At 61.4% G+C, this 25389-nt stretch carries 20 protein-coding genes; 8 read left to right on the top strand and 12 right to left on the bottom strand.

Annotation, left to right across the window (positions count from 1 at the left end; translation table 11 throughout):
• Positions 1 to 5: 5 nt before the first annotated feature.
• From F3W81_RS15450 to cysQ, 7 genes are all read right to left on the bottom strand, one after another.
• Positions 6 to 1706 (bottom strand): DUF5927 domain-containing protein, encoded by a 1701-nt coding sequence (locus F3W81_RS15450; RefSeq protein WP_193080034.1) that lies wholly within the window; start codon positions 1704 to 1706, stop codon positions 6 to 8.
• A 15-nt stretch (positions 1707 to 1721) separates the two neighbouring features.
• Complete coding sequence (locus tag F3W81_RS15445) at positions 1722 to 2708, bottom strand: glycosyltransferase family 2 protein (RefSeq protein WP_193080032.1); 987 nt, start codon at positions 2706 to 2708, stop codon at positions 1722 to 1724.
• 98 nt (positions 2709 to 2806) lie between these two features.
• Positions 2807 to 3958 (bottom strand): glycosyltransferase family 4 protein, encoded by a 1152-nt coding sequence (locus F3W81_RS15440; RefSeq protein WP_193080030.1) that lies wholly within the window; start codon positions 3956 to 3958, stop codon positions 2807 to 2809.
• Between the two features lie 67 nt (positions 3959 to 4025).
• Positions 4026 to 5009, bottom strand: a complete 984-nt coding sequence (galE, locus tag F3W81_RS15435) for a UDP-glucose 4-epimerase GalE (protein WP_193080029.1) — start codon at positions 5007 to 5009, stop codon at positions 4026 to 4028.
• Positions 5010 to 5025: 16 nt separating this feature from the next.
• A complete protein-coding gene (gene galU / locus F3W81_RS15430; RefSeq protein ID WP_193080028.1) occupies positions 5026 to 5919 on the bottom strand; it encodes a UTP--glucose-1-phosphate uridylyltransferase GalU in 894 nt (297 codons plus the stop codon).
• A gap of 129 nt (positions 5920 to 6048) precedes the next feature.
• Positions 6049 to 7302, bottom strand: coding sequence for a glycosyltransferase family 2 protein (locus tag F3W81_RS15425; RefSeq protein WP_193080027.1), 1254 nt, complete (start codon positions 7300 to 7302; stop codon positions 6049 to 6051).
• Between the two features lie 19 nt (positions 7303 to 7321).
• Positions 7322 to 8092, bottom strand: a complete 771-nt coding sequence (gene cysQ, locus F3W81_RS15420; protein ID WP_407692483.1) for a 3'(2'),5'-bisphosphate nucleotidase CysQ — start codon at positions 8090 to 8092, stop codon at positions 7322 to 7324.
• A gap of 186 nt (positions 8093 to 8278) precedes the next feature.
• On the opposite strand from cysQ, the gene F3W81_RS15415 reads away from it, so the two are divergent.
• A complete protein-coding gene (locus F3W81_RS15415) occupies positions 8279 to 9100 on the top strand; it encodes an ABC transporter permease (protein WP_193080025.1) in 822 nt (273 codons plus the stop codon).
• Positions 9101 to 9105: 5 nt separating this feature from the next.
• On the opposite strand, the gene F3W81_RS15410 is transcribed toward F3W81_RS15415, so the two are convergent.
• A complete protein-coding gene (locus tag F3W81_RS15410; protein ID WP_193080024.1) occupies positions 9106 to 9702 on the bottom strand; it encodes an alpha-ketoglutarate-dependent dioxygenase AlkB family protein in 597 nt (198 codons plus the stop codon).
• 255 nt (positions 9703 to 9957) lie between these two features.
• Between F3W81_RS15410 and dnaK the strand changes: the two genes are divergently transcribed.
• From dnaK to radC, 3 genes are all read left to right on the top strand, one after another.
• On the top strand, positions 9958 to 11871 hold the full coding sequence (dnaK, locus tag F3W81_RS15405) for a molecular chaperone DnaK (RefSeq protein ID WP_193080023.1): 1914 nt from the start codon (positions 9958 to 9960) through the stop codon (positions 11869 to 11871).
• 87 nt (positions 11872 to 11958) lie between these two features.
• A complete protein-coding gene (gene dnaJ / locus F3W81_RS15400; RefSeq protein ID WP_193080022.1) occupies positions 11959 to 13104 on the top strand; it encodes a molecular chaperone DnaJ in 1146 nt (381 codons plus the stop codon).
• 312 nt (positions 13105 to 13416) lie between these two features.
• A complete protein-coding gene (radC, locus tag F3W81_RS15395) occupies positions 13417 to 14178 on the top strand; it encodes a RadC family protein (RefSeq protein ID WP_193080020.1) in 762 nt (253 codons plus the stop codon).
• 36 nt (positions 14179 to 14214) lie between these two features.
• On the opposite strand, the gene F3W81_RS15390 is transcribed toward radC, so the two are convergent.
• Both F3W81_RS15390 and F3W81_RS15385 read right to left on the bottom strand, forming a co-directional pair.
• Entirely contained in the window at positions 14215 to 14637 is a 423-nt protein-coding gene (locus F3W81_RS15390; protein WP_193080018.1) for a GlcG/HbpS family heme-binding protein, read from the bottom strand.
• Positions 14634 to 16787: a malate synthase G gene (locus F3W81_RS15385; RefSeq protein WP_193080016.1), complete on the bottom strand. Its 2154-nt coding sequence runs from the start codon at positions 16785 to 16787 to the stop codon at positions 14634 to 14636. Before F3W81_RS15385 ends, F3W81_RS15390 begins: the two co-directional genes overlap by 4 nt.
• A gap of 115 nt (positions 16788 to 16902) precedes the next feature.
• On the opposite strand from F3W81_RS15385, the gene F3W81_RS15380 reads away from it, so the two are divergent.
• Positions 16903 to 17673 (top strand): IclR family transcriptional regulator, encoded by a 771-nt coding sequence (locus tag F3W81_RS15380; protein WP_193080015.1) that lies wholly within the window; start codon positions 16903 to 16905, stop codon positions 17671 to 17673.
• Here F3W81_RS15380 and F3W81_RS15375 read toward each other — a convergent pair.
• Together F3W81_RS15375 and secA are read right to left on the bottom strand one after the other, a co-directional pair.
• On the bottom strand, positions 17670 to 19229 hold the full coding sequence (locus tag F3W81_RS15375; protein WP_193080013.1) for a phosphate ABC transporter substrate-binding/OmpA family protein: 1560 nt from the start codon (positions 19227 to 19229) through the stop codon (positions 17670 to 17672). The genes F3W81_RS15380 and F3W81_RS15375 overlap by 4 nt on opposite strands.
• 152 nt (positions 19230 to 19381) lie before the next feature.
• The gene (gene secA, locus F3W81_RS15370; RefSeq protein ID WP_193080011.1) at positions 19382 to 22102 is read right to left on the bottom strand and encodes a preprotein translocase subunit SecA; all 2721 of its coding nucleotides are present in this window, start codon (positions 22100 to 22102) and stop codon (positions 19382 to 19384) included.
• On the opposite strand from secA, the gene F3W81_RS15365 reads away from it, so the two are divergent.
• The 3 genes from F3W81_RS15365 to F3W81_RS15355 are packed head-to-tail and all read left to right on the top strand — an operon-like array spanning position 22101 to position 24829.
• Positions 22101 to 23195 (top strand): peptidylprolyl isomerase, encoded by a 1095-nt coding sequence (locus F3W81_RS15365; RefSeq protein WP_226941707.1) that lies wholly within the window; start codon positions 22101 to 22103, stop codon positions 23193 to 23195. The genes secA and F3W81_RS15365 overlap by 2 nt on opposite strands.
• Positions 23196 to 23201: 6 nt before the next feature.
• Positions 23202 to 24431 (top strand): bifunctional glutamate N-acetyltransferase/amino-acid acetyltransferase ArgJ, encoded by a 1230-nt coding sequence (argJ, locus tag F3W81_RS15360; RefSeq protein ID WP_193080009.1) that lies wholly within the window; start codon positions 23202 to 23204, stop codon positions 24429 to 24431.
• Positions 24428 to 24829 carry a (deoxy)nucleoside triphosphate pyrophosphohydrolase gene (locus tag F3W81_RS15355; protein ID WP_193080007.1) on the top strand — a complete coding sequence of 134 codons (402 nt, stop codon included), beginning with the start codon at positions 24428 to 24430 and terminating at the stop codon, positions 24827 to 24829. Before argJ ends, F3W81_RS15355 begins: the two co-directional genes overlap by 4 nt.
• Positions 24830 to 25389 lie beyond the last annotated feature (560 nt).

Below are 25389 nucleotides of genomic sequence, written 5' to 3'. Positions count from 1 at the left end.
AGGCCTTACTTATGAATGGGATAGGGTTTGCGAACCTGCTCAACGGAGACCGGCGCTTCTTCGGCCAAGGCCGGGAAATCGCCCATCAGGTAGGGGTGCATCCCCTGATTCTTCAGGTCCTGCAGGAACTGGCTGAAGCCGGTCAGATCCACCATTTTCGGCACCTCGGTCAGACGTCTCCCGTGCAGGCTGATATCCTCGATCGCGCTCTGCAGCGGCTCCATCGGGGCTTCGACGAAATCCGCCATCGACCAGATCCTGAAATGCCCCTTGGAGTAGGGCGAGCGCAGGGCATTGATGAATTCGCTCTCGATCTTCTGCAGCCGCGCCGCCTCGCGCCGGATCTCGATGAAATTGCGCTGCGACTGGAACAGCGGCACCGCCCAAGCGCCCGAAATCACCGCGATCTGTGCATTGGAATCCTTCGCCATGTCCCAGGCCACCGACTGATTGGCCCGCGGTCCGTACTGAAAGCACTGCCGCTCGCCGCGGGTGTTCCAGATCACATTGGTCAGGAAATCGCGGGCATTGTGGTCGCGCAGCCGCGCCGAGGCCATCAGCGCGCCATTGATCACCTCCTGACCACCGGCGAACTGAGCATCCTCGGGGCCGAACAGATGGCCATGCACGCGGCACCCCGTGGTGCGCGCCAGCCAGCCCTCGAAATCCTCGAACAGCTCGGTAAAGCCCTGAAACACCGAATATTTGGCCCCCGTCAGCCCGTTTTCCCAGCCCTCGTTGGGATAGCGGCTCTGCATATAGAGGCCCGGTCGCCCGCGCGTGCGCCGCTCCACCGCCTTGGAAAAGATGCGGTCGATCTTGCCGGGGTTCGGCTCGGTCCGCTTCATCGCCGCCTCGGCGTCGGTCAGAAAGGCGCGGTACAGACGGCTCGCCTGTGGCCAGATCTTGCGCGCGACAAAACAGTCGGACCGGCGCAGCAATTGCAGGTGATCATCATAGAAAATATGCGGCTTGCCCTGAAAATCGAACTTCGAAAGAGTCAGGGACCGGCTCTCGATATGGCCGGAATAGATCCGCGCGAGGGATTGAAAATAGCTCTCGTCCGGGATCCAGACCTTGCTGAAATACCGATCAAACGTCGGCCGCATGCTGTCATTCAGGATCGCCGAGAGCGTCCCGCGCGTCAGGCACCACCACTGGCTGCCCATATGCGGCACCAGCCCGTTCGGGATGGCCCTGCGAAACCGCGTCCGGCGTTGCACGGCGACATACCAGTCAAACGCCTTGCGATGCTTTTTCCACGAAAACGGAAACCTGAGGGTAAAGCGTTCCTCGTCCAGCCCGCCCACCGTCCAGGGCACATCCGCCGTCGTTGCGCTTTCGATGAAGTCCGTCTGCGGCCGCGCCGCGAGGTAATCGACCAGCTCCTGCACCGGGCGCAGCGGCAGGCAGGACCCGGAGGCAAGATAGACGTGGCGCGCATCCGCATAGCGGCTCAGCATAACCTCGCAGGCGTCCTGAGTCGCCGCGACGATGCCCCATGTGCCCCATTCACAGCGATGCCGCTTGGAAAAGTGGATCGTCGCGATATCCCCGAGAGAGGCCCTGAAGGCGTCGAAGACCTTGCGCGGCACCCGCCGGTCACAATGGATGACGATGGGACACCCCGCCGCGGACCAGTGTCGCGCGACCTGTTCGGCCCTGTCGAGGGCCGTATGCACCAGCATCACGATGCCAACGCTCACACCCGCGTCCCCACTCTAGGCCCAGTTCCCCTTGGACATCAGCCCAAGGATCTCCAGCTGCCGCCAGTTGATATATTTCTCAGACCATTTGCACCAAAGCTCCGGGTCGGCTTTCATCTGTGCGTGATAGGCTTTGTATTCCCGGCTGCCGCCATAATGCTGACCACGCGCCAGCTCCTCCTCCGCCTTCTCGCCGAAGGTGTTGAGGAACTTGGTATGCAGCAGGATGCCACTGGCTTTTTCCCCGCCCCATTCGTCGAACACCAGATTCAGCCCCCGCGGCAACAGCATGTGGGTTGAACTGATGTAGGCATAAGAGCGGTCCCAACGCACCAGCGGGATCTTGTTCAATGCCGGTGCCATATGAGGCCGGTCGGCGAAAAACACCCGCGTGCGCGGGCCACCCTGAATCCACAGATTGCCATATTTCCAGTTTCTTTGCACCGTATAGTTGCCGGAATCGAACCAGGACGCGATATCGAGGGGGTTCTGCCCCGGGCGATACGGCTGCGCGACCAGAGGCCCCTTGGGGTACATATCCAGCAGCATCGCCGAAAAGGATCGGATCGAGGAGGCGTCCAGCCAATCGGTCAGCGCGTTCAGCGGGCGGGTATCGCAGAACGGATAGATAAAGAATTCATCCGGATCGACAACCAACGTCCAATGGCCATGGGCATACCGCCCCTGCAATCCATTCAGCCAGTCGACGCCAAAGCGGGATTTTTTGTAGCTGGCGGTCGTATGCCAGACGCTGCAATCGGATTGCGCCGTCAGATATTCGCCCGAACCGTCATCGCTGCCGTTGTCGACGAAGAAAAAGTGGTTAACGCCAAGGTCCCGGTAATATTCGAGAAAATAGGGCAACCGCAGTTGCTCATTGCGCAGTGTCGAGAACAGCAGGATATCGCGCGGACGTATCTTTGCGCTCCGATCAACAATACAGCGCAATTCACGCTGTTTGCGAAACGCCCGGAACAGCCCGCGCCTGCGCTCTGCCCTCAACTGGTATCTCTGAGAAAACCCCAACCCCGCCCTCTTCCGCCCACCGACCGCACCCGCATGTCGATACCTCGCGTCGAACGTCCGGCAGAAATGGCCAATCAGGTGATCGTTAACACAATCTTGAAATGGTCATCCCACGCGGGCAAACGACGCCCGGGTATCGCATTGTCTTCGGGCTCGTCCGACACCACGCAATTTGTCAGCAAATCATTAATCAATTGTTTCCATGCATAGGTATCGCCTGGGTTCAGGTAAACTGCAATTTCCCCCAGCACTTCGCGCAATACCGGCAGGTCGGAACAGATCGGGCGCGTGCCCAGAAGTGCGGCTTCAGCCGGCGGCAGGCCATAGCCTTCAGCCAGACTGGGAAACAGACTGGCCCGCGCGCCGCGGGTCAGCGCTGCAAGCGCGCCGTCGCTCAGCCCCGGCAGCTCGACCACATGGGCCGAGCGGTCCTTGAGCTGATCAAGCCGGGCAAACAGCGCCTCGTTGCGCCAGCCGCGCGCGCCACAGATCAGCAGGACGGGCATCTGATCATCGGGCAATTCCGCCTCCAGCGCGGCCCAGACATCCAACAGCAGGGCGTGATTCTTGCGCGGCTCTATCGTGCCTGTCACGATGAAATAGGGGCGCGTCAACGCCAGCCACTCGGGGATCTCGGCGGCGACGGGGACCATGCGCTCGACCCCCAGCGGCACCGAAACGATCTCCACAGCCGCGCCCATATGCTGCCGCAGATCGCGCCGCGTCACCTCGGAATTGCACAGGATCAGGTCAGCGCCCTGCGCCACCTGCAGCATCGCACGGAACCGCGCCACGCTGCCTGCGCGCTGGAACTCTGGATACGCCAGCGGGATCGTATCATGCAGAAACACGCAGACCCGCGCACCTGTGATGCCGCGCACCGCGTTGATCACCCGCCCGCTCAGATTGGAATGCCCGGTGTTGAGATAGGCCGTGCCCGCAGGCAGCCGCCGCAACATCGCCCGCAACCGCCAGCGCCCGCACCTCTGCAGCGCCTGTTGCCACAGATCCGCCTGCGCGCCCTGTTGCGCGGCGCTCAGCCGGCGCGCCAGCCGAAACGCACCGCGCGCAGGCCCCCAGGGCGCGCGCGCCGTCAGCCGCGCGCGCAGAGCGACCAGCCCGGCCCTGTCCAGCAGGACATAGCCCAGCGCCACCCGCGCCAGCCCGAACAGCGGCACATCGTCGTCCAGCAATGCTGAGAGATAGGCGGCCTCGACCCGGTCCACCCCGGTCAGGCCACGACCTGCGCGACTGGTCAGTCGTGTGACGTCCAGCAGCCGCGCAGGCGGAGTGTTATTTGTCGTAATGCCCAGTCTGATGCCACCGCCATGCGTCCGCGATCATAGTATTCATCGTCGAACGTGTCGGAGTCCATCCCAACTCGGTTTCCGCGCGGCTCGACCCGGACACCAGCTTGGTGCAATCGCCGGGACGACGCGGCCCCTCGACATAAGGCACTTCGCGATTGGTCACGGTGTTGGACTGCGCGATCACCTCGCGCACCGAAAACCCGTCGCCCGTGCCGAGGTTGAACACCCGACTGCCCTTGCCCTCCAGCAACCAGCGCAGGCCGAGGACATGCGCATCCACCAGATCGCAGACATGGACGTAATCGCGGATGCAGGTGCCGTCCGGCGTGTCGTAATCGGTGCCGAACACGGTCAGCGCAGGGCGCTTGCCGTCGATCGCCTCCAGCATGATCGGGATCAGATGAGTCTCGGGGCGGTGATGTTCCCCAACCTCGCCCTCCGGATCGCCGCCCGCCACGTTGAAATAGCGAAAGATGACATGGTCCATGCCAAAGGCCGCCCCGAAGTTGGCCAGGATATCCTCAACCGCCTTCTTCGACGCCCCATAGGCATTGATCGGACGCTGCACGCTGTTTTCGTCGAGCACCACATTGTCCTGCTCGCCGTAGGTCGCGCAGGTCGAGGAGAAGACGAAGTTCATGCAACTGGCCGCCGCCGCCGCCTCGATCAGGTTCAGCGAGCCCGCGACGTTATTGCGCCAGTACAGACCCGGCTCCGACATGCTTTCGCCAACCTGGCTCAGCGCGGCGAAATGCATCACCGCGATCGGCTGGTACTTGGCAAAAACCTCGTCCAGCCGCTGGCGATCCAGCAGATCACCCTTTTCAAACGGGCCGAATTTGACCGCGTCTTCCCAGCCCGTCACCAATGAGTCGAATGTGACCGGGACGAACCCGGCCCGCTTCAATGCCTTGCAGGCGTGCGAGCCGATATAGCCCGCACCCCCGGTTACCAGAACATGATCCAATTCTCAGGCCCCGGCTTTACTGTGCCGCGTGTTCGACTTGCATGATGTCTTCGAGGAAACCGCGCAGTTCGTCACGCAGATCCTCACGACCCAGACCGAACGACACAGTCGCCTGCAGGAACCCGGCTTTGGAACCGCAGTCGAAGCGCTGACCGTTGAAGCGGAAGCCGTTGACCGCGCGACCGGCCTTCAGCTCGTCCGCAATGGCATCGGTCAGCTGGATCTCGCCACCGGCACCGGTTTTCAGATCGTCGAGGTTCTTCATGATCTGCGGGGTCAGCAGGTAGCGACCGATGACAGCCAGATTCGACGGCGCAGTGCCCTCTTTCGGCTTCTCGACCATGCCCTTGACCGACACGACATCGCCACGGTCTTCGTTGATGTCCAGAATCCCGTAGGAGCTGGCCTTGGAGGCGGGCACTTCCATCGCTGCAACCATGCAGGCGGGCTCTTCCTCAAAGGCTTCGACCATCTGCTGCAGGCAGGGCTTTTCGGCAGAGATGACGTCATCGGGCAGCAGAACGGCAAACGGCTCATCGCCGATCAGGCGACGGGCGCACCAGACGGCGTGTCCCAGACCAAGCGCCTTGTGCTGGCGGATATAGGCAATCGCGCCGCTGTCCATATAGGTGGATTTCAGCACATCCAGCAGCTCGGTCTTGCCCTTCTTGATCAGCTCGTCTTCCAGCTGGGGGGCGTAATCAAAATAATCCTCCAGCGCGGATTTCCCGCGCGAGGTGACAAAGATGAATTCCTTGATGCCAGCGGCACGGGCTTCGTCGATGGCATATTGGACCAGAGGACGATCTACCAACGTCATGATCTCTTTGGGTACGGATTTGGTGGCTGGCAGGAAACGCGTCCCCATCCCGGCGACCGGAAAGATTGCTTTTGTGATTTTGTTCTTCACGCTGTGCCCTCAACTCATTCTTTGGTGCCCGCTATCACGGGCCTTGATACATGAACCGTGCAATCAAAGCACGAGTTCTCGTCTAAAAAAGTAACGAAACCTTAACGGTTTCTCCAATACGACCAAGACCTAGTCGGGTGGCGCATTTCCCCTTTGACGGGCAATACGGCCCGCCTCGTGCGAAACCCTGCTGGCAAAACGCCAGACATTGACCGCCTTGTCAGAACGCTGGCTCTTCCCGAAGGTTCCTCCGCTCTGAACCCATACTCCGGATCCGGTCATGGCGACCCTATGATACAGAGTTGACAGAGAAAAGACGAAGAGTGTCACAGGGCGGCCTTCGCGTGCAAACTGCTCCGCCTGCTCAAGTTTCCCGCGCCAGCGGAACCGCCTTGTCGCCATGACCAGCGGTGCACCGGCGCGTCGCGACCGGAATGGGCGAAATGCTGCCACGGCGGCGGGCAGCGGCAAAAGATTTCCGCACTTGCGTATAAATCCGGCGCTGACCCCGGCATCGAAGCCCGCCAGCAACCGCCCGACCTGCCCCGGCTCCAGCCGACCCGAGATCATGTGCCCGATCAGTGTGCGCCGCCGCGCCGCGCGCAGCCGTGCAATCGCAGGCCCGTGCTGCGCGGCCGGACAGTGACGGCGCAGGAAAACCGCCGTGCTGGCACCGACCTCGTGCAGATCGCGCGCCACCCCTGTGCCCTCACGGGTGGCGCTGGCGGCGGGATGGTGGTGCACCTCGGCCAGCGGCACGACGGCACTGAGGCAGTGGCGCGCGGCCAGCCGCATGTTCAGATCGACATCATCGAGATAGAACCGATAGGCCGGATCAAAGCCGCCGACCTCTGCCAGAACCGACCGGCGGAACGCCATATTGGTGCCTTCGGTCTTGATTGCGTCGCCCGGACGCGTCGTCAGGCAGGTGATCTGCGCGCCGTCGACCGCCAGAGGTCTGGTCTCGCCACAGGCATCCACCGCGGCGGTCGTGAACTGATAGCTGATACCATTGCGCGACCGCACAAAGCCCCCCGCCGCCGCAACATCGCAATCGGCAAAAGCTGTCGCCAGATGTGCCAGCCAGCCCGGCTCCGGCACCGAGTCGTCGTCTAGAAAGGCCACCACCTCTCCTGCCGCGACGCGCAACCCCAGATTGCGTGCGGCCGCAATATTGGCCTGCGAACAGGGCACCTGCTTGATCTCATCCCCGAAGCCAGAGGCCGCGACCGCCGCCAACCCGTCAGGATCGGCGACGACGATGATCTCATAGGCCCCATAGGCCAGACGGCTCAGCCCGGTCAGGCAGAGCGCCAAAGCATCGCCACGGCCACGGCTGACCACGATGACGCTAAAGCGGATCTGTGCCGGGCCGGGCTGCATGGGCCTTTTGCCTGAGGGATCAGGCCTCCTTCAGGTCCACGCCGGGGGCGTAGGCGATGAAGAACGGGTTGGCATAGCCTTCCTTGCCGTACACCAGCGGCTCATGCGTGTCGAAGCGCACGACCGCGCCGCCCGCTCCCGCCAGAACCGCGTGACCGGCCGCCGTGTCCCACTCCATCGTGCGCCCGACGCGCGGATACAGATCCGCCTCGCCCGTCGCGACCAGACAGAACTTCAGCGACGATCCGGCGCTTTTCATGTCCTTCACGGCATATTTGCCGATATAGGCGTCCGTCGCCGCATCGCGGTGCGATTTCGACGCCACCACCATCAGGGCCGCGTTGTCCGGCGACGAGACCTTGATCGGGGTCAGCGTGCCGACCACATCGCGATCAAACGGCGCCGCCTCTTCGACGGTCGAGCCATCGGCCAGCGTATAGAACATGCGATCCTTGGCGGGCGCATAGACCACGCCGCGCGTCGGCACGCCATTTTCGACCAGCGCGATATTGACGGTGAAGTCGCCGCGCCGGTTGATGAATTCCTTGGTGCCGTCCAGCGGATCAACGATCAGGAAGGTCGACGCCAGCTCCTTGTGCGACTCACTCTGCTCTTCCGTCACCAGCAGCACGTCGGGAAATTCCGCGCGCAACCCGGCTGAAATCAACGCATCTGCTGCCTCGTCCGCCGCCGTCACGGGGCTGTCGTCGGACTTGGTCTTCACGTCAAAATCGTCAGCGTTGTAAATATCCATGATCTTGTCACCGGCATCCAATGCCAGCTTGCGCATCACTTGGGTCAGTTTTTCGAAATCCAAAAGTCTCTCCTTCAAGGTCTTTTCAGGGCAGGCCCATTAACCGCCCCGCAACTGTCCTGGCCATAATTGATTAGAACATTGGGGCAAGTTATGTTGCACCGATTGGTGAACAGCAAGACATCCCCGGATTGTATCGCAGATCCCGGCCAGCAGGTGCACATGTTTCAGCAGAGAGTGAACAGAACCCGCCTGCAATCCGCTCTCTCCATGGCTGAGCTGGTGTTTCACACCACGGCCCATACCGTGCGCAAAGGCCACCGCTATGCCGTCATGTCGATCATGACGAACATGCTGCGAATCGTGATCATGATCGCGATCTTCTATCTGATGTATGCTGTTCTGGGGCTGCGCCGCTCTGCCATTCGCGGCGACTTCATGCTGTTCATGATGTCGGGCGTCTTCATCTACATGACCCATGTGCGCGCCGTCAGCGCCGTCATGGGGTCCGAGGGGCCGGCCTCGCCCATGATGAAACATGCGCCGATGAACACGATCATCACCATCGCCTCCGCCGCCATCTCGACACTTTATATCCAAGTGCTGACGATGGCGCTGATCCTATTTCTCTACTACGTCGGCATGACCCATTTCGTGATCGAGGATCCTGCCGCCGCGTTTTCCTGCATCCTTGTCGCCTGGCTCTACGGCATTGCCGTGGGCACGGTGTTTCTGGCGATGAAGCCCTGGGCGCCCTCGGTCACTGGCATCCTTGCGACCGTCTATCAGCGCGCCAACATGATCGCCTCGGGCAAGATGTTCGTCGCCAACCAGCTCAACCCGAAAATGCGCAACCTGTTCGACTGGAATCCGCTTTATCACACGATCGATCAGGCGCGCGGCGACATCTTCATCAACTACAACCCGCATTTCTCCTCGCTCAGCTACGCGCTGTACGTCGCGCTGGCGGTGTTCTGCATCGGCATGATCGGGGAATTCTACACCTCCCGCCACGCCTCCGTCTCGTGGGAGGCGCGGCGCTAACCGCCTCAGTCCACCACCCGGCAGGTCAGGTTGATGCGCCCGCCCTTCGCCAGCAGCGTCGAGGATCCCGGCCGGATCCGGTCGATCCCGTGATGCACCAGCCGCGACGGTCCCGTCAGCAGCGCCACATCCCCCGAAGCCAGCCAGATCGATTCGGTCTTGCCACCCCGCGTCTCGTTGCCGATGCGAAACAGCCCGTCATCACCCAGCGACACCGACATCACCGGCCAGCTGAAGTCGGCCTCGTCACGGTCCTGATGCAGCCCCATGCGGGCGGTGTCGCCATAGTAATTCACCAGACAGCAATCGGGCGCACGGTCCAGCCCCGTCAGCTCATGCCACAGCGCCAGCACGCTGGCCGGGATCGCAGGCCAGTCGCCGCCCCCCGGATGCGTGCTTTCATAGCGATAGCCGCGCCCGTCCGAATACCAGCCGTATTTCCCCGCCGAGGTCATTCGTACCGACATCTGACCGCCCCGCGTGCGCGGCGAAAACAGCGGCGCGACGGCCTGAACGGCGCGCAATTCCTCGACCAGCGCCTCCTGAGCAGGCCGGTCCAGCTGCTGTGGATAGATTTCCACACCCCGAATGTTCAGTGGCATGATCACGCCTCCCGTCGTGCCAGAGCCTTGTGTCCTTGACCTTTCAAAGGCCCTCACCCGACCCCGGCAGGTAAAAAAGGCTGCTTTTTTGCTGCTCACCCCCCCGTGAGCGGCTTGCAGGCCCCAGACCCCCTCCTTATATACGCCCAGAAGCTCGCCAGACAGTCTTTCTGGCTGCTGCAACCGGATCGGGACGCAGATGCCGGAACGGGTCAGCGCCCCGAAAAATCGCCTTAAGTAGAAGGGATCGAAAACATGTCCAAAGTGATCGGTATCGACCTCGGCACCACGAACAGCTGCGTGGCCATCATGGATGGTTCGCAACCCAAGGTGATCGAGAATTCCGAAGGTGCACGCACCACACCGTCCATCGTCGCATTCACCGACGAAGAACGCCTCGTCGGCCAGTCCGCCAAGCGGCAGGCCGTGACCAACGCCTCCAACACCATCTTCGGTGTCAAACGTCTGATCGGCCGTCGCTTTGACGATTCCGATCTGGCCAAGGACAAGAAGAACCTGCCGTTCAACGTCGTGAACGGTGGCAACGGCGATGCGTGGGTCGAATCCAAGGGCGAGAAATACTCTCCCTCGCAAATCTCCGCTTTCATCCTCGGCAAGATGAAAGAAACCGCTGAGAGCTATCTCGGCGAAGAAGTGACGCAAGCCGTCATCACCGTGCCTGCCTATTTCAACGACGCCCAGCGTCAGGCCACCAAAGACGCCGGCAAGATTGCTGGCCTCGAAGTGCTGCGGATCATCAACGAACCGACAGCGGCTGCTCTGGCCTATGGTCTCGACAAGAAAGAAACCCAGACGATCGCGGTCTATGACCTCGGCGGCGGTACTTTCGACGTCACGATCCTGGAAATCGACGACGGCCTTTTCGAAGTCAAATCCACCAACGGCGACACGTTCCTGGGGGGTGAAGACTTTGACATGCGCATCGTCAACTACCTCGCCGGTGAGTTCAAGAAGGAGCACAACGTCGATCTGACGCAGGACAAGATGGCCCTGCAGCGTCTGAAAGAAGCCGCTGAAAAAGCCAAGATCGAACTGTCCAGCTCCAGCCAGACCGAAATCAACCAGCCCTTCATCTCGATGGGTTCGAACGGTCAACCGCTGCACATGGTCATGAAACTGACCCGTTCCAAACTGGAACAACTGGTCGGCGACCTGATCAAGGCGTCTATGAAGCCCTGTGCCGCCGCTCTGAAAGACGCCGGTCTGTCGACCTCCGACATCGACGAAGTCGTTCTGGTCGGCGGTATGACCCGGATGCCGAAAGTGGTCGAAGAAGTGACCAAGTTCTTCGGTAAAGAGCCGCACAAGGGTGTGAACCCGGACGAAGTCGTCGCCCTCGGCGCCGCCATTCAGGCCGGCGTTCTGCAAGGTGACGTGAAAGACGTCGTTCTGCTCGACGTGACCCCGCTGAGCTTGGGCATCGAAACGCTGGGTGGTGTCTTCACCCGTCTGATCGACCGCAACACGACGATCCCGACCAAGAAATCCCAGGTCTTCTCGACCGCCGAGGATCACCAGAACGCCGTGACCATTCGCGTCTTCCAGGGCGAACGGGAAATGGCGGCCGACAACAAGATGCTCGGCCAGTTCAATCTTGAGGATATCCCCCCCGCACCGCGCGGCATGCCCCAGATTGAGGTGACCTTCGACATCGACGCCAACGGCATTGTCTCCGTCGGCGCCAAGGACAAGGGCACCAACAAAGAGCAGAAGATCACGATCCAGGCCTCCGGTGGCCTCTCCGACGCCGACATCGAGAAGATGGTGAAGGACGCCGAAGAGAACGCCGATGCCGACAAGGCGCGCAAGGATCTGGTCGAATCGACCAACCAGGCCGAAAGCCTCATCCACTCGACCGAGAAATCGCTCGAGGAACACGGCGACAAGGTCGACCCGACCACCGTCGAGGCGATCGAACTGGCCATGGCCGCGCTCAAGGACGAGATCGAAAGCAAGAACCCCGACAAGATCCGCTCTGGCATCCAGAACGTGACCGAAGCGGCGATGAAGCTGGGCGAAGCCATCTACAAGGCACAATCTGCCGAACCGGATGACGAACCCTCTGCCGCAGACAGCCGCAGCTCCTCGAACGACGACGGTATCGTCGACGCCGACTTCGAGGACCTGGATGACAACAAGCGTGGGTAAGTCTTACCAACGCTGAGGAACCTCTAAGGCCGGTCCTCCCCTCGGGCGGGCCGGCCTTTTTCCGTTCCAAGGAAGGGATGACCTGAAGTGGCAAAACGCGATTATTACGACGTCCTCGGCCTCCAGAAGGGGGCCGCAGCTGATGAAATCAAGAAAGCCTATCGCAGCAAGGCAAAAGAGCTCCACCCGGACCGCAATTCCGACAACCCCAAGGCCGAAGATCAGTTCAAGGAAGTGAACGAAGCCTATGAGGTTCTGAAGGACGCCGAGAAGAAGGCCGCCTATGACCGTTTCGGCCATGCCGCCTTTGAAGGTGGCATGGGCCAGCGCCCCGGTGGCGGCGGTGCTGGGGGTCAGGGCGATTTCGCCTCGGCCTTTTCGGATGTGTTCGACGACCTGTTCGGCGATTTCATGGGCGGGCGGCAACCCGGCGGGCGGCAACGCGCGACCCGTGGTGCCGACCTGCGCTACAACATGCGAATCACGCTGGAGGAGGCCTATTCGGGCCTGCAAAAGTCGATCAAGGTGCCGACCGCCGTCACCTGTACCAAATGCGAAGGCTCCGGTGCCGAAGGCGGTGGCGAACCCACCACCTGCCCGACCTGCGCAGGCATGGGCAAGGTGCGCGCGCAACAAGGGTTCTTTACGGTTGAGCGGACCTGCCCGACCTGTTCCGGCATGGGCCAGATCATCAAGAATCCCTGCTCGGTCTGTCATGGCCAGGGCCGTGTTGAACGTGACCGTGCGCTCTCGGTGAACATTCCCGCAGGCGTCGAAACCGGCACCCGTATCCGTCTGGGTGGCGAAGGCGAAGCCGGCATGCGCGGTGGTCCCTCGGGCGACCTCTATATCTTCATCGAGGTGGCCAAGCACGATATCTTCGAGCGTGAGGGCAACAACCTGTTCTGCCGCGTGCCCGTCTCGATGGCGACAGCCGCCCTCAGTGGCGATATCGAGGTGCCCACGATCGACGGTGGCCGCAGCCGCGTGAAAATTCCCGAAGGCAGCCAGTCTGGCCGTCAGATGCGCCTGCGCTCCAAGGGCATGCCCGCCCTGCGCGGTGGTGGCCATGGCGACATGTTCATCGAGATGGCAGTCGAGACCCCGGTCAACCTGACGGGCCGCCAAAAGGAACTGCTGCGCGAGTTCGAAGATCTCTCGGAAGAGAACAACCCCGAGAGCGAAGGCTTCTTCCGCTCGGTGAAGAACTTCTGGGATTCGATGAAGGGCTAGGCGCGGCCGACCCCCTCAGACAAAGCACAAAGGGCGGCCCGCCGGGTCGCCCTTTTGCATGCCGTGACCCGGTGGAGCGCCTGCGGCGCATTCCCCTGATCTCCTGATTTTTCCGAAGTGGAAAATCACTCGGGTGGCGAGGCTCCGAGGTCAACGCCTGCCCCCTCAGCACCGGGAAATTTGCACCGTTCCGTTACCGTTCAGATACCGACGCAATACCGACATCCCGATTTGGCCCTTTTGCTCCTCAAACGCAGGCGCTTTCAGGGGGCCGTTAACCACTTGCTAACCGCTCTGACCCATCCTGAACCGATGTCACAGCCGCCCGCCTTTCACGAAGCGTCCCTGCCCCTCTTCGACGCCGAAGAGGTCGATCTGACGCCGCTTCCGCCGGGCCGCTTGCCGTCTTATATCCGCGATCACCGCAAGCGTTTGCGCACCCGCTTCATGACCGGCGGCGCGGCCGCCCTGCCCGATTACGAGATGCTGGAGCTGGTTCTGTTTCGTGCCAATGCGCGTCAGGATATGAAGCCTCTGGCGCATAACCTGCTCGAAACATTCGGAGATTTCAACGGCGTCCTGACCGCTCCGGTGGAACGTCTGCTGGCCGTCAGCGGGGTTGGCGAGGCCGTCATCTGCGAGCTGAAGCTGATCGAGGCCGCCGCGCAACGTCTCGCCCGCGCGCGGATCATGCAGAAACAGGTCCTCACCTCATGGGATGCCCTGCTCGACTACTGCCACATGACCATGTCGCACCGCGAGACAGAGCAGTTTCGGGTGCTCTACCTCGACCGCAAGAATGTGCTGATTGAAGACGAGGAACAGGGCAAAGGCACCGTAGATCATGTTCCGGTCTACCCGCGCGAGGTCGTCAAACGCGCCCTCCAAGTCAATGCCAGTGCGTTGATTTTAGTGCATAATCATCCCTCAGGGGATCCGACGCCCTCACCCGCCGATATCGAGATGACGCTGCAGATTGAGGTCGCGGCGAAGGCGCTTGGCATCACGCTGCACGACCATATCATCATCGGCAAATCCCGCGAACTCAGCTTTCGCGCCGATGGTTATCTCTAGCGGATCCGGCCCGCCCTTCGGGGCGGGCCGAGCCAATTATAAGGTGGACAAGAAGGCCTCAACACCCGCCTGAGCGACCTGCATATCCTGATCCGCCGTGCCGGAGCTGACCCCGATGCCACCCACGCAGGCGGTCCCGACCATCACAGGAAAACCGCCGCCGACCACCATCAGTCGCCCCCCAATCGCTGAGGAGATACCATATGCAGGAGAGCCCGGTTGGCTCGCCGTGCCATACTCATGCGTCGCCCGCTTCGCGCCAGAAGCGGTGAAGCTCTTGTCGATGGCAATGGTGATCGAGGTTACCTTGCCGCCGTCCATGCGCTCAAACGCGACAAGGTTGCCGCCCTCGTCGGTGATCGCGATGCACATCGGCACCCCGATCTCCTCAGCCCGCGCACGGGCACCAGCGATCATCACCTGCGCGTCGCGGGCATCCAGTCGTTGAACGGAAATCATGCGGTCTCTCCTTTGGCCTGACGACGGCGCGCATGCAGAACCGGCTCCGTATAACCGGAGGGCTGCGAAACGCCCTTGAAAATAAGGTCCCGCGCGGCCTGCATGGCCACACCGTCAAAGCCGGGCGCCATCGGCGTATAGGCCGGATCCCCTGCGTTCTGTGCGTCGACCTTAAGGGCCATACGCTGCAAGGCATCCTCGACCTCAGCCTCGGTGATCAGCCCATGCAGCAACCAGTTCGCGAGATATTGCGAGGAAATCCTGAGGGTTGCGCGATCCTCCATCAGACCCACGTCGTGGATATCGGGCACCTTGGAACAGCCGACACCCTGATCAATCCAGCGCACGACATAGCCAAGGATCCCCTGGCAGTTGTTCTCCAGATCGCTTTTGACCTCGTCCTCGGTCAGGTTGCGGCCCCCCAGCAAAGGCGGGCGCAGAAGGTTGTCGAGGCTGGCGCGCTCACGGGATTTCAGCTCGTCCTGACGGGCGAAAACGTCGACCTGGTGATAGTGCGTCGCGTGCAGCGTCGCGGCTGTGGGCGATGGCACCCAGGCGGTATTCGCACCGCTCATCGGGTGGCCCAGCTTGGCTGTCAGCATCTCGGACATGACATCGGGTTTCGCCCACATGCCCTTGCCGATCTGCCCCTTGCCTTGCATGCCGGTCGCCAGACCTGCATCGACATTGCCGTTTTCATAGGCCGTCAGCCAGGCAGCATCCTTCATTTCCCCTTTGGGAACAAAGGCTCCGGCCTGCATCGAGGTGTGGATCTCGTCGCCCGTGCGATCCAGGAAGCCAGTGTTGATGAACACCAGCCGGTCCTTCACTGCCCGGATACATTCGCGCAGGTTGACCGACGTGCGGCGCTCTTCGTCCATCACGCCCAGCTTGACCGTGTTGCGCGGCAGGCCAAGGACATCCTCGACCCCGGCATAGAGCGCATCGGCAAAGGCGACCTCCTCCGGGCCGTGCATCTTGGGTTTCACCACGTAGACCGAGCCGCAGCGGGAGTTGCGCAGACCGTCGGTTTTCTTCAGGTCGTGCATCGCTGCCGTCACCGTCAGAAGCGCGTCAAGCATACCCTCGGGGGTTTCCTCACCCTCGAACTTGACGGCATCAGTGGTCATCAGATGGCCGACGTTACGCACCAGCATCAGCGCACGCCCGGGCAGCGAAATCGCCTCTCCGCTGGGCGAGGTCAGCGCCATGTCGGGGTTCAACGCGCGGGTCATCTCCTTGCCACCCTTGGAGAAAGTCTCGCTCAGTTCGCCGGTCATCAGTCCCAGCCAGTTGGCGTAGACGGCGGTCTTGTCGGCGGCATCGACGGCGGCGACACTGTCTTCGCAGTCCTGAATGGCGGTGATGGCGCTCTCCAGCAGCACATCGCGCAGACCGCTCGGGCTGTCCTTGCCGACGGGATGCGAAGGGTCGATCACCAGCCCGATGTGCAGCGCATTGTGGCGCAGCATGTAGGTCGCGGTGTCGCCCTCCTCAATGTAGCCGACAAAGATCGACGGGTCCTTGAAACCATGCGCCTTGCCATCGACTTCGGCCACAAGCGTCTCGCCCTCACGACGATAGGCAGTGACAGAGGCGTGGCTGGCGCTTTTCAGCGGCACGGCAAGGTCGAGGAACTCGGCAGACCAGCTGACGGCCTGTTGCCCACGCGCGGCGTCATAGCCCTTGCCTGTCGGCGCGCCCGGCAGCGCATCGGTGCCATAGAGCGCGTCATAGAGCGAGCCCCAGCGGGCATTGGCGGCGTTCAGCGCAAAGCGGGCGTTCATCACCGGCACCACCAGCTGCGGCCCGGGGATCGTGGCAATCTCGGCATCGACGTTGGTCGTCCCGATCTCGAAGGCGGGGCCTTCGGGTACGATATAGCCGATCTCGGTCAGGAAGGCCTTGTAGGCGTTGGCGTCCCAAGGCTGATCCTTATGGCGGATCAGCCAGTCATCGATCTGACGTTGCAGCGTCTCGCGCACCTCAAGCAGACGCAGGTTTTCGGGGACAAGACGGGCCAGCAGCGCGGCATAGCCCTGCCACAGCGTCTCTGCGTCGATTTCCAGTCCATCCAGCATCCGGGTTTCGACCAGATCGGCCAGTTCTGCGGCAACTGACAGGCCCGCGCGGGTCACATATTGGGTCATCGGTCTCTCCTGAGCTCTTTGTGCCACCATACCCGTCATCCGCCGCAGCGCGATCAGATTTGCGCCGCTTTCCACGATATGGAAAGGTGAACCGGTAAAATGGAAAGGTTCGGGGATGAGTGAAAGTCACATCGTGCAATCCGTCGACCGTGCCCTGACCCTGCTGGAGCTGATCGCCGCCGAGCCTGACGGCCTGCGCCTGTCCGAAGTCGCGCGGCGCGCAGGCCTTGCCGCATCCACCGCGCACAGGTTGCTGACAACGCTGGAACAGCGGGGATTTCTGCAGCCCGATGCTGCCTCTGGCCATTGGCATGTGGGGCGGCGTGCCCACACGGTTGGCGCGGCTTATGTGCTGTCGCGCAATCTGGTGGCCCCCGCGACGCCATTTCTGCGACGCCTGCGCGACGCCACCCATGAAACAGCCAACCTCGGCGTCATCGAGGATGGCGAGGTGGTCACCCTCAGCCAGGTCGAAAGCCGCGAGATCATGCGCGCCATTTCGCCCCCCGGTGGACGCGTGCCTGTGCTGTGTTCTGGCATGGGCAAGGCCATTTTAGCCACCCGCCCGGATGAGGAGGTTACGCGCCTGATCCGTCGGCACGGGTTTCGCGCAGCAACGGCCCGGAGCCTCACCACTCCCGAAGCCGCACTGGCCGAAATTGCCCGCATCCGCCAGCAAGGCTTTGCCGTGGACGATGAGGAATATGTGATCGGCTTGCGTTGCGTGGCCGCTGTGGTCTGGGGGCCGGAGGGTGAACCGGCCTGCGCCATCTCCGTCTCAGGCCTCGCCGCGCGGATGAGCGCCGAGAAGGTCGCGCGATGCGGCGAGACGGTGAAACGGATCGCCGCAGAGCTGTCGCTGGCGATGGGAGGCAGCGCGCTTTAACGCACCCAGACCTCGACCCGGCGGTTGACGTCCCGACCCCAGGCGCTGTCGTCGCAGGCTATCGGCATCGCCTCGCCAAAGGCATCCGTCTTCAGATCGATCCGATCCAGATCAATGGTTTGCGCGGCAGCCAGAACCGCCCGACGCACCGTCTCGGCCCGCTCGGCAGCGCTTTCGCCACTCTGTTCAACACCGATTTCGCCATCCGAGAAGCCGATAAAGATCACGTCCCGACCATCATACTGGCCGCTCTCCAGCGCCCGCGCCATCAGCGCGACATTGGACTGAGACTGCGCATCGAGATCCGCCGATCCCGTCTGAAACCGAAACGAGGTGGTCAGTCGCTTCATGCCGGAGAGCCTGGCAGTCATGCGCTGCAACTCTTCCAGTGGCACCGCGGACCCGGCATGGGCGATGGCATTGGCAAAGCGGTCCCCCTGTGCGTCGATTGGCACTTCTTCGGGCAACTGATCCACGAAGCCGGCGCGGCGGATCACGTACTGCGCCTGTGCGCTGCGGGTATAGCTGAGGAATTCGCGCGCCAGTTTCGGCAAACGCAGCGCCGGTTGATAGAGGAATACCGGCGCTGTCAGCGGATAATCCTCGGTTTTGGCATTGCGTGGCGTCGCCTGCAGCGTCACGCCACAGGCCCCACCCAGCGACAGGCTGACCGCAGTCCCTACCGCGCTGGAGGAGGACAGACCAATCGCGAAGGGATCCGCCAGCACGGCCTCAAGCAAAGCGGCGTCGCTGTCGTGTTGCACCGCCTGAGGCGACAGGGTCGCGCCAATGGGGCTCAGCAGGCTGTCCTCAGCCGCCTGCCCGAGGCCGGAGGTCGTGGCGCGCACATGCACGGCGATTGGCGCATCTGGCCCGCCAAGCTGGGTCCAGTTGTCGACCTCGCCCGACAGGACACGGGCCAGATCGGGAATGGCAATGCTGCGAACCGGATTGCCCGGCGCCACGATCGGCACCAAGGCATCCAACGCCAGAACACGCGAGCGTCCCTTGTGGCGCAGATCCCCCAGACCTGCGGCACCCGCAGCGCGCAACTCGTCGGGGCGGATTTCACGCAGCGCCATCACTAGGTCCGTGCCCTCGTTCAGCAGAGCGTCAAATCCGGCGTCGGTGTTGCTGCTGACAATGGTAAAGCGGCCTGCGACACGGTTCTGCGGGTTCTCGGTCAGCGTATAGACAACGGTATCGGAAGCGGCCTCTTCGCGCTGCAGACTGTAGCCGAAGCGCAGTCCAAAGCCTTCCACCAGCGCCGGCATCAGCACATTGCCAATGGTCGCCGCACCCGAAATCCGCAGCTCGGCCACGAAATCGTCCAGATTGGGGCACCCGGGGCCCTCGCAGAGCACACCGGACCCATCCAGCATCAGCACGCCATAGTCACTGTCGACGCGATAGAATTCGCCGTCATAGCCCAGCAGGTTGCCGCTGAGTGCAACCAGGCCATCGCGCGACTTCAGCGTCACGTCCTGCGCCAAAGCCCCGCCAACAATGCAGAAAAGGAAAAGTGCGCAGCAACAGACCGCACGAAAACAACGCATCAGGAAACCTCGGGGACAGCATGCACGAAGTGTCCGAACATCAGGTCGGATTTTCAAGCTGAGAACGTGTCACCGGCGGAGGCAGCGCGCGAAAGTCAGCGTGGCAGATCACGCATTGACCGGGGCCAGAGAGGCCCCGGTCAATGATCAGATCAGACGATCTCGCCGTGGCAATGTTTGAACTTCTTGCCCGAACCACAGGGACAGGGGGAATTGCGCCCCGGCTCGCCCCATGTGGACTGATCATTTTCGTCAAACCCAGGCAGCGCGGCCTCATTGATCGGCTCGTCTGCAGCGGCGGCCTCGGCCTTGTGGAAGGCATCATCCACCGCGGCTTGTTGGGTCGCCATACGCTGTTGCAGCATCTGGATCTGCTGCTGCTGTTCTTCTTCGGTCAGCGGGCGGACACGGCCCAACGTCGCGGTGACGTCTTCGCGCAACCCATCCAGCATCGATTCGAACAGCGCAAAGGCTTCGTTCTTGTACTCGTTCAGCGGGTCACGTTGCGCATATCCACGGAAGCCCACGACCGAACGCAAATGCTCCAGCGTCAGCAGGTGATCGCGCCATTTGCCATCGATGGTCTGCAGCAGGACCTGCTTTTCGATGGTGCGCATGTTGTCAGGACCGAAGGCTGCGGCTTTTGCAGCCATCGATTCGTCACTGGCTTTCTCAAGACGCTCGATGATCGACTCGTCATCCACGCCCTCTTCGTCGGCCCAGTCGATGACGGGCACGTCGATGCCCAGCTTTTCGATGCAGGCGACATAGAGGCCTTCGGTATTCCACTGATCCGCGTAGGTTTTCGGCGGCATGAATTCGGCGACCAGATCCTGGATCACCTCATAGCGCATGTCCTGCGTGATCTCGGAGACATCCTTGGCTTCCATGATCTCGCGGCGCTGGCTGAAGACCAGTTTACGCTGGTCATTCATCACGTCATCGAACTTCAGCACGTTCTTGCGCATATCGAAGTTGCGGCCCTCAACCTTGGCCTGCGCGCGTTCCAGCGATTTGTTCACCCAAGGGTGAATGATCGCCTCGCCTTCCTTCATGCCCAGACCGGACAGCACCTTCTCCAGCCGTTCCGAGCCAAAAATGCGCATCAGGTCATCTTCCAGCGACAGGAAGAAGCTGGAGCGCCCCGGATCGCCCTGACGGCCCGAACGACCCCGCAGCTGATTGTCGATGCGGCGGCTTTCGTGGCGTTCCGTGGCCAGCACATACAGACCACCGGCGGCTTTCACCTGCTCTTCAGCTTCGGAGTGTTCGGCTTCGATCTGGTGGCGGATGGGGTCGGGGTCGGAATGCGGATTGGCGGCCAGCGCCTCCATCACCTTCATCTCGACATTGCCGCCGAGTTTGATGTCGGTGCCGCGGCCAGCCATGTTGGTCGCGATCGTCACCGCGCCCAGCTTGCCCGCATCCCCAACGATCTGCGCCTCTTGTTCGTGATGGCGCGCGTTCAGCACGTTATGCGGCAGCTTGGCCGCTTTCAGCAGTTCGGACAGCAATTCGGACTTTTCGATCGAGGTTGTCCCGACCAGAACCGGCTGGCCCTTTTCGTGAGACTTCTTGATCTCTTCGATGATCGCTTCGTATTTCTCACGCTGGGTGCGATAGATCGCATCGTCATTGTCGATCCGCGCGATGGGTCGGTTGGTCGGCACTTCGACGACACCGAGCGCATAGATCTCGTGGAATTCGTCCGCTTCGGTCAGCGCGGTGCCGGTCATACCCGCCAGCTTGTTGTAAAGACGGAAGTAGTTCTGGAAGGTGACCTGAGCCAGTGTGACGTTTTCCGGCTGGATCTCGACGCCTTCCTTGGCCTCGATCGCCTGGTGCAGACCGTCGGAGAGACGACGACCGGACATCATGCGGCCGGTGAATTCGTCCACCAGAACCACGTCGCCGTTGCGCACGATATAATGCTGGTCCTTCAGGAACAGCTTGTGTGCGCGAAGACCTTGGTTGACGTGGTGCACGATGGTGGTGCTTTCGGGATCATAGAGCGTCTGACCCTCTTCCAGCAGACCATGCTGGTGCAGCAATTGTTCCAGAAGTTCGTTGCCATCTTCCGAAAAGCTGACGGAGCGTTGCTTTTCATCGACGGTATAGTGGGCTTCGTTCAGCTCGGGGATCAGCTTGTCGATGGCGACATAGAGGTCGCTGCGATCCTGGGAGGGGCCGGAAATGATCAGCGGCGTGCGCGCCTCATCTATCAGGATCGAGTCGACCTCATCCACGATCGCGAAGTTATGTTCGCGCTGATACAGATCATTCAGATCCGATTTCATGTTGTCGCGCAGGTAATCGAAGCCCAACTCGTTGTTGGTCGCATAGGTGATATCGCTGGCGTAGGCGGCTTTCTTGTCGGCATCCGTCTGGCCGGGGTGCACCACACCTGTGGTCAGGCCGAGAAAACCGTAGACGTTGCTCATCCATTCCGCGTCGCGCTTGGCGAGGTAGTCGTTCACCGTGACGACATGCACGCCCTTGCCGCTGAGGGCATTGAGGTAGGCCGGGAAGGTTGCGACAAGGGTCTTGCCCTCGCCCGTCTTCATTTCGGCGATATTGCCGCGGTGCATGAAGATGCCGCCCAGCAGCTGCACGTCAAAAGCGCGCAGGCCGATGGCCCGGCGTGCGCCTTCACGACAGTTCGCAAAGGCCTCCGGCAGCAGGTCATCAAGGCTTTCGCCCCCTGCGACGCGTGCCTTGAATTCATTTGTCTTTTCGACAAGTTGCGCATCTGAGAGGGCTTTGAACTCCTCCTCCAGCGCGTTGATCTTCGCGACCAGTGGGCGCGTCGCCTTCACGAGCCGTTCGTTCGGGGTCCCGAAGACCTTCTTGGCGAGTGTTCCGATACCCAGCATGATCTATGTTCCGCTCTCTGACGCCATCGTGTTTCGGGCCCTGCTTGTGCGTTACGATCAGGACCCATACAAAAGGCCCGAACCGGCCGCTCGACCCTTTGCCATAAGGCGATGTAGTGGGCAGGTCCATAAGTGTCAACGCCGCGCCCCAGTGCGGCAATGCAAAGGAAAACTCATGTTGCACCGTCTCGCATGCGCCGCCGTTCTGGCGGTTTCGATGCCAATCGCATCATTTGCTCAGGACACTGCCGCACCGGCAGCTGCCCCCGAAACCACCACGACCGAGCCCGCCGCAACCGCCGATCAGGCGACGAGCGAGCCAGTTACCGCCGATACCGTTGTCGCTACTGTCGGCGGCACCGATATCACCCTTGGTCACCTGATCACGGCGCGCGCCTCGCTGCCGGAACAGTACCAGCAAATGCCTGCAAACCTTCTGTTTCCTGGTCTTTTGAGCCAGTTGATCAACCAGACGGTGCTGGAACAGGCCTTCACCGGCGACGTGCCGGAGGGCGTTCAGATGTCGCTCGACAATACCCGCCGTTCGATGATGGCGGCCGTGTCTCTGGCAGACTACCTCAAGACTGCCGTCACCGACGAGATGGTGAAGGCCGAGTACAACAAAGAATACGGCGACGGCTATGAGCCGAAAGAAGAATATCACGCCGCGCACATTCTGGTGAAAACCGAAGATGAAGCGAAAGAGCTGATCAAACAGTTCAACGACGGCACAGATTTTGCCAAACTTGCCCGCGACAATTCGACCGGCCCTTCCGGCCCGAATGGTGGCGATCTTGGCTGGTTCAGCGACGGCATGATGGTGAAAGAGTTCGAGGACGCCGTGAAGACGCTTGAGCCCGGTCAGATCAGTGCCCCCGTACAGACTCAGTTCGGCTGGCACGTGATCGAGCTGATCGAAACCCGCAAGCAAGCCCCCGAACTGGCTGATGTTGAGGGCAAAATCCGCAACACACTGCAAGAGCAGGTCACCAACGCCTATATTGACGAACTCGTCGCAAAAGCCGATGTGAATAAAAGCGCATCCGAAGGCATCGATCCTTCGGTTCTGGACAACACTGGTCTTCTGGAGTGATCCCCAATGGCGGGCAAATATCCCACGTCTCCCCTCGCACCGACTTCTTTTCCGGCCCTTCCGGTCATTGACGGTGTCCGTTTCGCCACCGTCGAGGCTGGCGTGCGATACAAGGGGCGCAAAGATGTCATGCTCGCCGCTCTGGCCCCCGGCTCGACTATGGCCGGGGTCTTTACCCGTTCCGCCACCCGCTCTGCTCCTGTGCTCGATTGCCAGGAAAAGATCGGCCTGGACAGCACCTCCGGCGCCGCCATCGTGGTGAACTCCGGCAATGCCAATGCCTTTACCGGCAAGAACGGCATCGAGGCGACGCGCGCCGTGACCACGGCCGCGGCTGCCGCCCTCGGGATCGAGGAGAGCCGCGTGTTCTCCTCCTCCACCGGAGTCATCGGCGAACCCCTGCCTCATGAGCGCGTCACCGCCAAACTCAGCGATCTTGTCGCAGCTCTCGACGAGGGCAAGATCGAAGAGGCCGCACAGGCCATCATGACGACCGATACCTTCGCCAAGGGCTCCACCACCGAGGTCAGCTTGCCCGGCGGTACGGTCAAGATCGCCGGCATTGCCAAGGGCTCTGGCATGATTGCGCCGGATATGGCGACGATGCTGGTCTACATTTTCACGGATGCAAAGGTCGAACGCTCCGTCCTGCAGGACATGCTGAGCGCGCTGACGGATGTGACCTTCAACTGCATCACGGTCGATAGCGATACTTCGACCTCAGACACGCTGCTGATGGGCGCAACCGGCGCCTCGGGTGTAGAGGTGACAGCCGACAGTACCGCGTTCCTCGACGCGCTGCGCGGCGTCATGATGGATCTGGCGCATCAGGTCGTCAAAGACGGCGAAGGGGCGACGAAGTTCGTCGAGATCCACGTCTCCGGGGCCGCCTCTGATACCGATGCCAAGACCCATGCCATGTCCATCGCCAATTCGCCGCTGATCAAGACCGCCATCGCGGGCGAGGACCCGAACTGGGGTCGTGTCGTCATGGCGATCGGCAAAAGTGGCGCCCTCGCCGATCGCGACCTGTTGACCATCCGCTTTGACGATATCCTCGTGGCGGAAAATGGCTGGGTCTCGCCCAACTACAAGGAAGATCAGGGCGCGGCTGTCATGAAGCAGCAGGAGATCCGCATTTCGGTCGACCTCGGCCTTGGTGGCGGTACCTGCACTGTCTGGACCTGCGATCTGACGCACGGCTACATCTCGATCAACGCAGACTATCGCTCTTGACCAAGATTGTTCTGGTATCCGCGGTCGCTCTGATCGACGTCGACGGACGGGTGCTTCTGGCGCAGCGCCCTGAGGGCAAAAGCCTTGCCGGCCTGTGGGAATTCCCAGGCGGCAAGGTTGAGGCCGGGGAAAGCCCCGAGGTCGCACTGATCCGCGAACTGAAGGAGGAGCTGGGCATCGACACGTGGTCGTCCTGCCTGGCCCCCCTAACCTTCGCGAGCCACGCCTACGATGACTTCCATCTTCTTATGCCGCTCTTCGCCTGTCGGCGATGGGAAGGCGTGCCGGAGGGCAAGGAAGGTCAGAAACTTGCGTGGGCCAGGGTCTCTGACTTCTCAAAGTACCCGATGCCGCCCGCCGATGTTCCCCTGATCCCCATTTTGCGCGACTGGCTCTGAAGCCGAATCACTATTGTGAAGATCAAGCGTTGAAAATGCTCGGGTTTTCCCGGATTTTGGAAAAATCAGAAATATTAGGCACTTGCCTAAAACTCGCGCGCACAATCCGAAATCAAAACGCTATTTTTTACGCATCTGCTGCTGCCATGCAGCGAGCTTTCTGCATTGCGGCGTCGATTTATGCAGAATTTGTGATGATTTGGTTAAGAGTGAGTATTTTTTAGATGATTTGTTAACAATCCCTGCGGTACAAATAGGACAGCAACTTTATGGGGGTTAGGATTGACAATGCTTAAGACCATCACCGTGGGCACCTGTGTTTCCGTTCAAGGCACGTTCGTTCGTGCGCTCCCGAACGGAAAAGTCGAAGTACGTGTTGGCCAGAAACTGTTCGCTGGCACACCAGTTTCGCAGACCGCAGCGGCCTGACACGAACAACGAATTGACGGCGAAAGGGCAGCCCACAGGCTGCCCTTTTCGTTTGTCGTGCTGACTATTGGCCAGCCGGTCTCCAGCTATCTCTGCGCCACTCACAAACGAAAAGGCCGCTCATAAAGAGC

The sequence above is a fragment of the Pseudooceanicola spongiae genome (genome assembly GCF_014899185.1).
Classification (GTDB): Bacteria; Pseudomonadota; Alphaproteobacteria; order Rhodobacterales; family Rhodobacteraceae; genus Pseudooceanicola; species Pseudooceanicola spongiae.
This window is presented reverse-complemented; position numbering and strand designations above follow the sequence as displayed.

Bases quoted from the DNA above. Each gene is read 5' to 3' on its own strand.
- F3W81_RS15365 (WP_226941707.1), top strand. From the start codon at position 22,101: ATGATCTATGTTCCGCTCTCTGACGCCATCGTGTTTCGGGCCCTGCTT.
- cysQ (WP_407692483.1), bottom strand. From the start codon at position 8,092: ATGCGCAAGCTGGCATTGGATGCCGGTGACAAGATCATGGATATTTAC.
- F3W81_RS15385 (WP_193080016.1), bottom strand. From the start codon at position 16,787: ATGACCCAATATGTGACCCGCGCGGGCCTGTCAGTTGCCGCAGAACTG.
- F3W81_RS15410 (WP_193080024.1), bottom strand. From the start codon at position 9,702: ATGCCACTGAACATTCGGGGTGTGGAAATCTATCCACAGCAGCTGGAC.
- F3W81_RS15390 (WP_193080018.1), bottom strand. From the start codon at position 14,637: ATGATTTCCGTTCAACGACTGGATGCCCGCGACGCGCAGGTGATGATC.
- radC (WP_193080020.1), top strand. From the start codon at position 13,417: ATGTCACAGCCGCCCGCCTTTCACGAAGCGTCCCTGCCCCTCTTCGAC.
- dnaK (WP_193080023.1), top strand. From the start codon at position 9,958: ATGTCCAAAGTGATCGGTATCGACCTCGGCACCACGAACAGCTGCGTG.
- F3W81_RS15380 (WP_193080015.1), top strand. From the start codon at position 16,903: ATGAGTGAAAGTCACATCGTGCAATCCGTCGACCGTGCCCTGACCCTG.
- F3W81_RS15415 (WP_193080025.1), top strand. From the start codon at position 8,279: ATGTTTCAGCAGAGAGTGAACAGAACCCGCCTGCAATCCGCTCTCTCC.
- secA (WP_193080011.1), bottom strand. From the start codon at position 22,102: ATGCTGGGTATCGGAACACTCGCCAAGAAGGTCTTCGGGACCCCGAAC.
- F3W81_RS15425 (WP_193080027.1), bottom strand. From the start codon at position 7,302: ATGCAGCCCGGCCCGGCACAGATCCGCTTTAGCGTCATCGTGGTCAGC.
- F3W81_RS15375 (WP_193080013.1), bottom strand. From the start codon at position 19,229: ATGCGTTGTTTTCGTGCGGTCTGTTGCTGCGCACTTTTCCTTTTCTGC.
- argJ (WP_193080009.1), top strand. From the start codon at position 23,202: ATGGCGGGCAAATATCCCACGTCTCCCCTCGCACCGACTTCTTTTCCG.